Annotated in this window: 12 protein-coding genes and 1 pseudogene; 8 read left to right on the forward strand and 5 right to left on the reverse strand. The window is 37.5% G+C overall.

Translation table 11 applies throughout. The features are described 5' to 3' along the window. Positions 1–88 precede the first annotated feature (88 nt). The gene (locus tag G6Q48_RS07340) at positions 89–1,033 is read right to left on the reverse strand and encodes an SPFH domain-containing protein (protein WP_004263460.1); all 945 of its coding nucleotides are present in this window, start codon (positions 1,031–1,033) and stop codon (positions 89–91) included. 429 nt (positions 1,034–1,462) lie between these two features. Here G6Q48_RS07340 and G6Q48_RS07345 point away from each other — a divergent pair, with 429 nt between their 5' ends. From G6Q48_RS07345 to G6Q48_RS07365, 5 genes and pseudogenes are all read left to right on the forward strand, one after another. Beyond that, a complete protein-coding gene (locus tag G6Q48_RS07345) occupies positions 1,463–2,416 on the forward strand; it encodes a 2-keto-3-deoxygluconate permease 1 (protein WP_096863928.1) in 954 nt (317 codons plus the stop codon). Between the two features lie 10 nt (positions 2,417–2,426). After that, a complete protein-coding gene (dtnK, locus tag G6Q48_RS07350) occupies positions 2,427–3,701 on the forward strand; it encodes a D-threonate kinase (protein ID WP_166265386.1) in 1,275 nt (424 codons plus the stop codon). Between the two features lie 16 nt (positions 3,702–3,717). Next, on the forward strand, positions 3,718–4,674 hold the full coding sequence (locus tag G6Q48_RS07355; protein WP_036958696.1) for a D-threonate 4-phosphate dehydrogenase: 957 nt from the start codon (positions 3,718–3,720) through the stop codon (positions 4,672–4,674). A 3-nt stretch (positions 4,675–4,677) separates the two neighbouring features. Further along, positions 4,678–5,454, forward strand: a complete 777-nt coding sequence (locus G6Q48_RS07360) for a DeoR/GlpR family DNA-binding transcription regulator (RefSeq protein WP_442959088.1) — start codon at positions 4,678–4,680, stop codon at positions 5,452–5,454. 106 nt (positions 5,455–5,560) lie between these two features. Then, positions 5,561–5,992: pseudogene (locus tag G6Q48_RS07365) on the forward strand (carboxymuconolactone decarboxylase family protein). Between the two features lie 66 nt (positions 5,993–6,058). Here the strand turns inward: G6Q48_RS07365 and map are convergent. Both map and G6Q48_RS07375 read right to left on the reverse strand, forming a co-directional pair. After that, positions 6,059–6,829: a type I methionyl aminopeptidase gene (map, locus tag G6Q48_RS07370; protein ID WP_166265392.1), complete on the reverse strand. Its 771-nt coding sequence runs from the start codon at positions 6,827–6,829 to the stop codon at positions 6,059–6,061. Further along, the gene (locus G6Q48_RS07375; RefSeq protein ID WP_004910200.1) at positions 6,822–7,028 is read right to left on the reverse strand and encodes a ParD-like family protein; all 207 of its coding nucleotides are present in this window, start codon (positions 7,026–7,028) and stop codon (positions 6,822–6,824) included. The genes map and G6Q48_RS07375 overlap by 8 nt, the downstream gene beginning before the upstream one ends. A gap of 326 nt (positions 7,029–7,354) precedes the next feature. Between G6Q48_RS07375 and G6Q48_RS07380 the strand changes: the two genes are divergently transcribed. Both G6Q48_RS07380 and G6Q48_RS07385 read left to right on the forward strand, forming a co-directional pair. Beyond that, positions 7,355–7,780: a universal stress protein gene (locus G6Q48_RS07380; protein ID WP_166265395.1), complete on the forward strand. Its 426-nt coding sequence runs from the start codon at positions 7,355–7,357 to the stop codon at positions 7,778–7,780. A gap of 137 nt (positions 7,781–7,917) precedes the next feature. Then, the gene (locus G6Q48_RS07385; protein WP_102139264.1) at positions 7,918–8,349 is read left to right on the forward strand and encodes a DUF5339 family protein; all 432 of its coding nucleotides are present in this window, start codon (positions 7,918–7,920) and stop codon (positions 8,347–8,349) included. A 5-nt stretch (positions 8,350–8,354) separates the two neighbouring features. Here G6Q48_RS07385 and G6Q48_RS07390 read toward each other — a convergent pair whose 3' ends face one another. Further along, positions 8,355–9,128, reverse strand: a complete 774-nt coding sequence (locus G6Q48_RS07390; RefSeq protein WP_166265398.1) for a nucleotidyltransferase domain-containing protein — start codon at positions 9,126–9,128, stop codon at positions 8,355–8,357. A 6-nt stretch (positions 9,129–9,134) separates the two neighbouring features. Next, the gene (locus G6Q48_RS07395) at positions 9,135–10,340 is read right to left on the reverse strand and encodes a nicotinamide mononucleotide deamidase-related protein YfaY (RefSeq protein WP_166265401.1); all 1,206 of its coding nucleotides are present in this window, start codon (positions 10,338–10,340) and stop codon (positions 9,135–9,137) included. A gap of 220 nt (positions 10,341–10,560) precedes the next feature. Between G6Q48_RS07395 and G6Q48_RS07400 the strand changes: the two genes are divergently transcribed. Next, positions 10,561–11,118: a toxin-antitoxin system YwqK family antitoxin gene (locus G6Q48_RS07400; protein WP_102139267.1), complete on the forward strand. Its 558-nt coding sequence runs from the start codon at positions 10,561–10,563 to the stop codon at positions 11,116–11,118. The last annotated feature ends 145 nt before the right edge of the window (positions 11,119–11,263 follow it).

Below are 11,263 nucleotides of genomic sequence, written 5' to 3' on the forward strand. Positions count from 1 at the left end.
ACCCGCTGACTAACAGTACACAACTTTGTGTGTGCCACTTCAAGCTTAATAGAACGAGCTTTAAATACAGTAATTATTTTAATTAATATTACTGGCTATTACGCATATCCATAATCATTTTACCATCGTAATCTGCACCAACAACAATATTAGGTACCTCACCTTTATATTTGTGTGCTTTAATTTGTTCAATCTCTAACTGTTTCCAATTGATCATTTCACGGGTAATAGTACGTTGCAATATTGCATTAGCTTCAGCTTCTTTCTGTGCAGCATACAATTTTGCATCAGCTTCTTGGCGCATAGCAAATGAGCTTGCTTGTGCATTACGCTCTCTAGCGATGGCTTGTTGTTCCGCAGACTCTCTCTCCGCTTCAGCAATAACAACCTTCTTCTGAGCTAATTCACGCTCTTTTTCTGCCTCCGCTTTTGCTTGGTTAATTTGCTCTTGACGCATTTTAGTATTAACCACTTGCTCTTGAACAACTTCAGGCAAAGTAATATCTTGGATCATGATTTCTTTTATTGTATAGCCATAAGGGGAAGCGTAACCTTGAATAGCATCACGAATAGATTCTTGTAATTTTCTTTGTGTATCTGCAGTATAAAGATCTTGCGCATTAGCGACATCTTTACCAAATTCCAAAATAGTTGAAATCAATTTTTGGCGTACATATTTATCTAAAGCTTCACTTTCGGTACCACCATTAATACGTAATACCGGAGCTTTAGCACCATCAAACTGAAGCATCACTGTAATATCAACAATAGATTTTAATTTATCTTGAGAAGGTACTCTAAGTTCTTTAAGTGATACACGGATATCTTTTGTCGAGTATGTATCAAACGTTGTAAACGGGTTAATTGGAAAATGTAAACCTGCATCATAGGCAACTGGATCAACTTTTCCTAAAAATGTTCCCACCTTAACCGAGCCATCTTGTACAATAGTGTATGAATTAATACCTACGAGACCAATAACTAGAAGTAATGCAGCGCCAACAACCAATTTAATCATTGATTTAAATTGCATGAGTTAATCCCTATCAAATTAATAATTATAGTAAAGCGCCTTATTGTCACCACTTATTTTCTAACTACAAGTCTAACATTCCTAAATTTGAAAGCACTAAATCTGTTGTTTCTATTTTGGTAAAAATGAATCGCTGAGCCATTACAGATAATTTTGTTATAAACCTAGTTTTATCCTTTTAAATTATTAATGCTTATTTTCAATCATAAAACACATGTATGATTATTTATAATCACTATCTCGTTCATTTTAAATAACATTAACCCCATCAAAAAACCAAATTTATATTATTTTAAACCAATATGATGATGAAAATCAGAGTAAAATTTCAATTAATGGTAAATGGAATTATTGCTATCTTGATCACTGTTGTTTTTAATTGATTAAATATAATCATTGTGACTAAAATAAATCATGGCGGAGAAAACCATGCAAATAAAAAAATCGATTGAACGTATACCTGGTGGCATGATGGTTGTGCCATTAGTACTCGGTGCCCTAATCAACACCTTTGCTCCTCAAGCCCTCGAAATCGGTGGCTTTACAACATCACTGTTTAAAAATGGTGCCCCTGCTCTTATTGGTGCATTCTTGCTTTGTATGGGTGCAGGAATTAGTTTTAAAGCGGCGCCACAAGCTTTATTACAAGGAGGTACAATTACCTTAACAAAACTAGTCGTTGCGATTGCTCTTGGTCTAGGCGTCGATTATCTCTTTGGAATGGAAGGGATTTTTGGTTTAACTGGTGTTGCAATTATTGCAGCAATGAGCAATTCAAATGGTGGCTTATATGCCGCTTTAGTTGGGGAGTTTGGTAATAAACGAGACGTTGGTGCTATCTCGATTTTATCTCTTAATGATGGGCCTTTCTTTACCATGATTGCGCTAGGCGCAGCTGGTATGGCAAATATCCCTTTAATGGCATTAGTTGCGGTTCTTGTTCCGTTAATTGTTGGCATGATCTTAGGAAATCTAGACCCACATATGCGCGATTTTCTAACAAAAGGTGGGCCAATATTAATTCCTTTCTTCGCTTTTGCACTAGGCGCAGGGATCAACTTAGAAATGCTATTACAAGGTGGACTCGCAGGTATCTTGCTCGGTGTGCTGACTACGTTTGTTGGCGGCTGGTTTAATATTCGAGCAGACCGTCTAGTAGGAGGTTCAGGTATCGCAGGCGCTGCAGCCTCAAGTACCGCAGGAAATGCAGTGGCAACACCACTCGCTATCGCACAAGCCGACCCATCCTTAGAGGCTATTGCGCTTTCTGCGGCTCCTTTGATTGCTGCATCCGTGATCACCACCGCTATTCTAACCCCTATCCTGACCTCTTGGGTTGCTAAACGTCAACAAGCAAGACATCCCCAACAAACTGAAGAGTAAGGAGTTATTTATGAAACTATTAGTTATTGCGGATGACTTTACAGGGGCAAATGATACCGGTGTTCAATTTGCTAAAAAGCATGCGCGCACAGAGATACTTCTTGATAATACACAAAAACATTCTTGGTTTGCTGATGTCGTTGTGCTTAATACAGAAAGTCGCGCATTAAATGCACAAGTTGCTTCAGAAAACCTACGAAATAGCCTGAAACCATTTTTATCTCAGAAGGATAAACCTGTCATTTATAAAAAAATTGACTCAACATTTCGCGGTAATATCGGGGCAGAAATAGAGACAATTATGTCAGAAACAGGCTTAAAACTTGCTATTGTTGCCGCAGCTATTCCTGCGGCAGGACGTGTAACGTTAAATGGTGAATGTCTCGTTCATGGAAAAGCACTTATTGAAACTGAATTTGCTTCTGACCCTAAAACACCAATAGTTTCATCACGTATCCAAACTATTCTCCATCAGCAGACTACCCTGCCCGTTATTGAAGTGAATCTAGACCAAATACGTTCAGGGCGATTCGCAACATGGTTACAAGCACAAAAGCCAACGCAAGGCAGTATCATCGTCACGGACGCTGAAAATGATGAAGATTTAGCACTAATTGCTGAAGCCGTATTTTCAATAGATCAACCTTGCCTACTCGTTGGAGCTGCGGGCTTTGCAAATGCATTGCCTGAGAATATTTTCATGGATAAAAAGCAAGGGCTACCGTTATTTATTGTCGCTGGCTCAATGAGCAGCGCAACAATTGAACAGGTAAACTATGCACAAACACATTGTGATGCCAGTGTCATTGATGTTGATGTCACACAAGTACTTGCAGCCACTACACAAGATAACTACATGGCTGCGCTCATCAAAGAAATTAGTCAAACATTAAACCAACAAAAACACACCATCATACGAACCAGCCGAGATGTGCAAGATAGGCATCATATTGATGACCTATGCAATACCTACGGTATGACTCGTAATGAATTGGGGAAAAATATCAGCGACTTTATTAGTTTGCTGACCTTAAATACGCTGTCTGTTGCCAGCATCGGGGGACTTTTTTTAACAGGTGGAGATATTGCGATTGCGGTTGCCAATACTTTGGGAGCAAAAGGTTATCGAATTCAATCTGAGGTGCTGCCATGTATACCTTGCGGCACTTTTATTGACAGTGAAATTGATGACTTACCCGTGATCACCAAAGCGGGAGGGTTTGGTCAAATAACCACTTTATGCGAAGCCATCAAATATATTGAGGAAATTTATTGTGAAAAATAATGTTGTTGCTATTACCATGGGAGATCCTGCAGGTATTGGCCCAGAAATTATCGTCAAATCCCTTGCAGAAGGTGAACTGGCAGGAGCCTCTGCCGTTGTTATCGGTTGTGCATCAACAATGCAGCGATTAATTAAATCAGGGGTAGTTCCTCAGATAAAAATCAATGTGATACAAAATATCAAAGAAGCTCAATTTTCAGCGGATACCATCAATATTATTGATGAACCCCTAGCCGACCCTAGCGCACTTATTGCGGGGAAAGTCCAAGCTCAAGCTGGTGACTTAGCATTTCGTTGTATTAAACGTGCGACTGAACTAGCTCTCGCAGGTGAAGTGAAAGCGATTGCCACTGCACCTTTAAATAAAGAAGCATTGCACCTTGCTGGGCACAACTACCCAGGTCACACTGAACTACTTGCCCAGCTAACCAATACCAAAGATTATGCCATGGTGCTTTATACCGAAAAATTAAAAGTCATCCATGTCACAACACATATTGCATTGCGTAAATTTTTAGATACATTAAATAGCGAGCGTATCATAACCGTGTCTCGTATCGCATCAGACTTTTTAAAACGCGTTGGCTATGAAAAACCACGTATTGCGATCGCAGGCGTTAATCCTCATGCTGGGGAAAATGGTTTATTTGGTGATGAAGAAATCGTATATTTACAACCAGCTATAGAACAGGTAAGGTCTGAAGGTATTAATGTTTATGGCCCTTGTCCTCCAGATACTGTATTTTTACAAGCCTATCAAGGGCAATATGATATGGTTGTTGCCATGTATCACGACCAGGGTCATATTCCTTTGAAATTATTAGGTTTTTATGATGGTGTTAATATCACTGCGGGTCTTCCGTTCTTGCGCACTTCAGCCGATCACGGAACCGCATTTGATATTGCTTGGACGGGTAAAGCAAATCCTGAAAGTATGGCCATCTCACTTAAACTTGCGATGAATGTAGTATAACTAATGAGCACAATGGATAGATTAGATTTAATACTTGAGTATCTTAAACAGCATAACCTCGTCACTGTTGAGGAACTAGTACAAGCATTATCCGTGTCAGCGGCCACTATCCGGCGTGATCTCATTAAACTTGATGAAACTGGGGTTATCTCTCGCACGCATGGCGGTGTAACCCTAAACCGTTTCATTCCTGTTCAGCCCACTACGTCCGAAAAAAACCAGCGTAATCTAAGAGAGAAACGGGCTATCGCGAAAGCGGCAGCCCGTTTAATTGAACCAGGTAGCACGGTTCTACTTGATGCAGGAACAACCATGCTTGAGCTAGCGCGAGAGCTCACTCATATGCCCCTGCGTGTTATCACCGCTGACCTCCATATTGCCCTTTTTCTTTCTGAATTCAAACAAATTGAAGTCACAATTGTTGGTGGAAGAATTGACGATAGTAGCCAATCTTGTATTGGTGAGCATGGGCGTGTTTTATTACGTAGCATTTATCCTGATATTGCATTCATTAGTTGTAACTCTTGGAGTTTAGAAAAAGGAATTACAACACCAACAGAAGAAAAAACAGGTCTAAAACGTGATCTAATAACAAATGCTACACGCTCTGTTATGCTTGCTGATAGTAGTAAATACGGTAAATGGTCATTATTTCGTGTCGCTCAAATAGACGAATTGACAGATATTATTACAGATAACCAACTTCCACTCGATATTCAGCAAAAATTTATAGATTTTTGTCGTACTAATCTAATATTGGTTTCCACAAATGCCACTTAATGCTATTGAGCTTGATTTCTTTATAAAATAAAGTAGCGCAACCCTCCAACTAAACCGCACCAAACATTGCATTTCATCTGACAACAAAATATGTAAGGAACCCCCCATGAGCGAACTGAGATTAGCTTATAACAATTTATCACCTGAAGCTTATAAAGGGCTTATTTAATGCAAAAATGCATTGGATAAAAGCGGGTTAGGTAAAGAACTAATAGAGCTTGTTTATTTAAGAGTTTCACAAATCAATGGCTGTGCATTTTGCCTAGATATGCATGCAAGCTCATTACGTTCAAATGGTGTCAGTAACAAAAAAATAGACACACTCGCTGGCTGGCAGGTTAGTCATCATTTTAATTCATTAGAGCGCGCTGCATTAGCTTGGACCGAAGCTGTCGTTAATATAGCTACCAGCAATACATCAGATGCTCTCTTTAATGAATTAAAACACCATTTTTCTGATGAACAAATTTCTGATTTAACTATCGCTATTAGTTTAATGAGTGCGTTTAACCGTATAGCAGTAGCATTGAGACAATAGTAAAAATTAATCTAAAAAAAGCCTGTTACCTTTATGGTAACAAGCTTATAAAGTCTATTTTTAACGCTATTTTTCTTCATCACGTAATGTTAAAACTTCGTATCCATCTTTAGTGACTAATACCGTATGTTCGGATTGTGCAGATAATTTTTTATCTCTAGTTACGACCGTCCAGCCATCTTTCTTTGTTTTAATTTTCATTCCACCTTGGTTAATCATTGGCTCTATCGTAAATGTCATTCCTTCTTTTAATTCAACCCCTTTTCCTCGTACGCCATAATGAAGAACCTGTGGATCTTCATGCATTTCACGCCCAATACCATGCCCACAATATTCGCGCACAACACTATAACCTTTAGATTCCGCATAATGTTGAATAGCAGAACCAATATCACCTAGCGTTGCGCCTGGTTTAACTTGCTTTATACCTTCCCACATAGCAGCATAAGTATCTTTGACCAATTTACGTGCCAGTGGTGAAGCTTCAGGCATCACATACATTTTACTTGAATCAGCAATAAAACCGTTTTTTTCTAGCGTAATATCTACATTAATAATGTCTTTTGTTTTTAAAATTTCATCTGTTTTTGGAACACCATGGCAAACAACTTCATTTAACGATGTATTCAAAACATATTGGTAGCCATATTGGCCTTTACTCGCAGGCCTTGCTTCTAGCACATTAACAATATAGCTTTCAACTTTATCATTAATTTCCATCGTGGAAATCCCCGGTACGATAAATGAATCCAACATTTTGAAAACACTAGCCAAAAGTCGTCCAGACTCACGCATCAGTTCAATTTCTTCTGCTGTTTTAATTGTAATATTATTCATGAACCTTTCCTTTTAATTCAATTGACTCTTTCTCTAACATTTCATTGATTAACATAGTAAATGTCTTATTCGGGTTTAGTTCAGCTTGCATACCAATTTTAATCCAAAATTCTGCCTGTGAATTAATTGAACGGGACATAACCTGGCTCGCATGGCGTAGATAATCATGCAGTTCATCTGAAATTTTTACGATACCCAAAATAACCTCAACAATATGATATGTATACAAACCATGTATAGATCATATAACAGGAGGATGATGATTCAAAGTACTCAAGTTTTGCATAGCACAAAGCGCATGAAAAACAGCCTACAAACAACACCACTAAGTTGCTTAAGTTGAATCCGCCGTCAAAGTATTTATCATATTAATCTGCTATCATAAATTCCGAATAATGTAAGCCCTATACGTAAATTAACCTTATTTTAATTAACTAGGCCATTTACTGATTTAACTGAGTTACTCCTTATAAACCAATACCCCGATTACTGCATGGACTCAATAAATAAAAGCCGGAGAAAAACATGTACAATAATATTTTGGTTCCTATTGATATAACAGAAAAAAGCTTAGCACAATTAGTTATGGCTCATATTCAATACTTTGCTAAATATGAAAAAGCACACATTCATTTTCTAGCGGTTATTCCTACTGTTCCTTTCTATACCACAATGGGGTTTGGTTTTGCTGAAAAAGCGGATAGTGAACATGAAAATGTCACGAAGCAGCTGGCTGAGATAATCAAAGAATTTAATATTCCTAGTAATAAGTACAGTGCACAAGTTTTAATGGGAACACCAAGGGATGAGATTTTACGTGTTGCTGAAGAAATTTCAGCAGATTTAATCGTTATTGGCTCAAAGCGCCCTGGCATGTCCACATATTTTTTAGGCTCAACCGCATCGATGGTTATTCAGAATTCAAAAATTTCTGTTTTGACTGTTCGATAACCTCTATCAACTATAATAATCTAGGTAGCCAATTGTTCGGTTACCTTTTTTTTCGTGTTAATCTTAAATACAAGTATTAATCACGAGACTAAACTATATATTGATATTACAGATTTATTTTTCGCTCAAGGAATGTAATGAAAAAATACTTACTTTGGATCAGTATTAGCATCAATATTATTCTAGCCATTGCTTTAGTTATAGCTATTACTTTGTTTTTTAACATGAAAAATCAGGTAATGACTATAGTTGAGCAAGTAAAGTCTGGGAAGTATATCGAACAAGTACAGTTGCAAACGAAGCAGCTTATTCCAAACGCACTTAATGAACTAAAAGCCTTAGAAACTGATGGTGACTCATGTGAGCAATTTTATCAAAGAGTCGATGAGGTTATTGAATACTTAAATAATAATCCTGAGATTATTGGAGCACAAACCTACACAGATCAATTGTCTTCTGTAAAAATGGCCATTGATAAAACTCCGACAGTTTTAAAAGACAAAGCCTGCAAGAAAGGGGTTTCAAGTATTAATTACATCATTAATGCACTACAACCGGATGAGCCATAATTGGCTCATTTATTAATAATATTTGAATGTTCAACATCCAACCAGCAGATAAACTGGACTAAATGTTCCAAGAATTGCTCATCAACAAAAGGCTGTAAACTTTGACATAAAAAATAATTTATTTCATTTTGTCGTTCTGGATAACGTTGAACGAATTTCTGTGTATATTCAGATAATGTTTCTGGCCAGTCATTATCATTTTTCCAACGTAAAATATCAGTCGAACGAATAAGCTTTCTCGATGCCGCCCGATATAATAACTTTAACTCAGCGTCATCATTACAATGATTGATTTGGTCGACATAAGCATTAAGCACATCAACAAAATCACCATTAACGGCTTCGGCTATTGCTCGTGAAGGGGTAAATTGGCTAAAACATGTTGCTAAATCATCCCCATAAATGCAACGGCAGTGATGCTTAATCCAATACCCCCAACTATATAAATTAGCCTCACTCATCACATCCGTAATAATACCAATATCAAAATCAATTTTGCTGACTTCGGTGTGATTAATCGTAAATTGAATTTGTAATTCATTAAGTTTGGTAGCCTCTAATTGAGTAAGACCATCACACAGTATGATACACAGGTCTAAATCTGATTGTTGTGGCTTTGCACAGCCTTTTGCCACACTGCCATACACATAAACGCTATGGAGTTTTTCTTTTAATATGCACCTAAGCCAATTAATAGATTCTGTTATAATTAACTTAAATTCCGATTGAAACGGTTTCTCTTTAAGAACAGGAATATACTCATAATCGTTTAACTTCATAACCTGCTAACTCTCAAGGATAAGTGTTTCAGTTTGTACTAACCATTCATAATAGCCAATAACCTCTCGACCATTTAACCAACGAGACAGCATATCTAATATTAACATTACACTGACTTCTTGCTTTTCTTTCTGTGAATGGTTGTTTGGTAAATAGTGAATTCTTTGCGCATAACACTTATCAGGTGTTGATAATACAACGTTTAAATATTGCTCATGATATTCACCAACGACTAAAACAATAGATAACGGATGATTAGCCGCTATTTTTTGAGCTCTTTGCACAAGGGTTTCTAATGTTTGTCCCGCATCAAGTGACAGGATTTGGCTGGAAGACATGACTATTCCTGCAGAATTTAATGTCCAACTTAACAACCCTGCACTAAATTGTTCACTGACGACTACATGTAATTTCTTTTCTTTTAGGGATTTTCCAATTTTTTGAGCTAAACCTTCAGTACCTTCAAATATCAAATTATCCCCTACTCCTTGCTTCACGAGTTGCCAATCCCTCTCCATCAACTCTTTTTGTGACGCAGGGCCTGTTAATTTTAATTCAATAATAGGCATTGAAGAACGGTAACCTAAAACACAATTTTCAGGTAAAGGTAAGCTATCAAATTGCTTCGCAAGGCTACTTTCGCTGCGGCCAAAACTCGTTAGGCGTAAACAAATTGGCGGCTCTGGCAAAGTAAAACGTGCACGTAACCTTGGCAAAATTTGCTCATTTACCATGACTTTGAACTCAGAAGGTACCCCTGGAGTAAAAAAAATCAGACAATCATTCAAAACTAAGGAAAAGCCACAAGCCGTCCCTACAGGGTTGTCAATTAATTCAGCATTGGCAGGAAGTAGCGCTTGTTTGCGATTTGTTTCAGGCATAACTCGCCCTCTAGCAATAAAATAACGCTCCATAACTTCAATCCACTGCGAATGCTCAACTAATGGAACTCCCGCAGCTTTAGCCGCAGCCAAAGCACTTAAATCATCACTCGTTGGCCCTAACCCTCCATTCACAATCAGAACATCTGCAGATAAACTACGTTCAAGAAAAGTAGCTACTAAACTTTCTAAATTATCGCCAACAGTGGTTCGGCTACTCAAAGGGAGACCTTGCTGAAAAAAACAGTCTGCTAACCAAGCTGCATTTGTATCAACTATTTGTCCGTGCAAAACTTCATCACCAGTACTCAACATTTCAACAACTAACATTCATGACTCCCTGAATATACAAATCGTATTAACTTACTAAACTACCTTATTATCAAGATGACTAACATCAATATTTGTTCAACTCCAACATCCTAAAAATCGCTCATAATTCATTAAAGCAAATAGTTTAGGATAATTCTCACAATATATAGTCATAAAAAGGCTATAGTTTTATATGCAATTGAATACATTATTTTTTTACAGCAATAATAGGGGCTACATGTTCAAGCTAAAACCAATTAAATCTGTTGCATTACTGTCTTTAATTTTATTAGTTTCTGGATGCCAACTTGGAGGCTCTACAAATTCCAATTCAAACTCAGATTCAAAATTTGGAGAATTAAGTGAGTTAAAAACGATGGAGTTTCCTTCCACAGAGGCACCGAAAGGCCTTGCTGAAGGGGCATTTGAAACTGAGTATGACAATGGTCAGCCAAAATTCAAAGCATGGGTATCTAAAGGATGCTTGGATAAATACATCAAAACCTATTATGAAAATGGCAAACCAGAATCCCTAATTCAACTAAAAAACTGCAAGATAGATGGGACTGTCCGTAACTATCATGAAAATGGCCGTATTGATGTTGAATTAACCGCGCTACAAGGCAAATTATCAGGACCATTTAAAATTTACCACAATACTCCAAGTAATAAGCCAAATATTACTGGCACTTTTAAAAATGGAGATCTCGTTGGCACTCTCACCGAATTTGATGAAAATGGAACTGTTATTTCTAAAGCAGTGATCCGCGATGGCGAAATTATCGTATTACAATAATTCAGCTAACAAGACAAAATAAAATATGTGATTTATAAATATAGCTAATAAATATCCTCCGGCATAGCCGGAGGTTTTTAATATGCGCCTATAAGGCTTTGTTACCAGCCGCGCCCTAACAGGCGCATAACGGCTCTGACATTTG

It is taken from the genome of Providencia sp. M-27 (assembly GCF_011077905.1).
In the GTDB taxonomy this organism is placed as follows: Bacteria; Pseudomonadota; Gammaproteobacteria; order Enterobacterales; family Enterobacteriaceae; genus Providencia; species Providencia huaxiensis.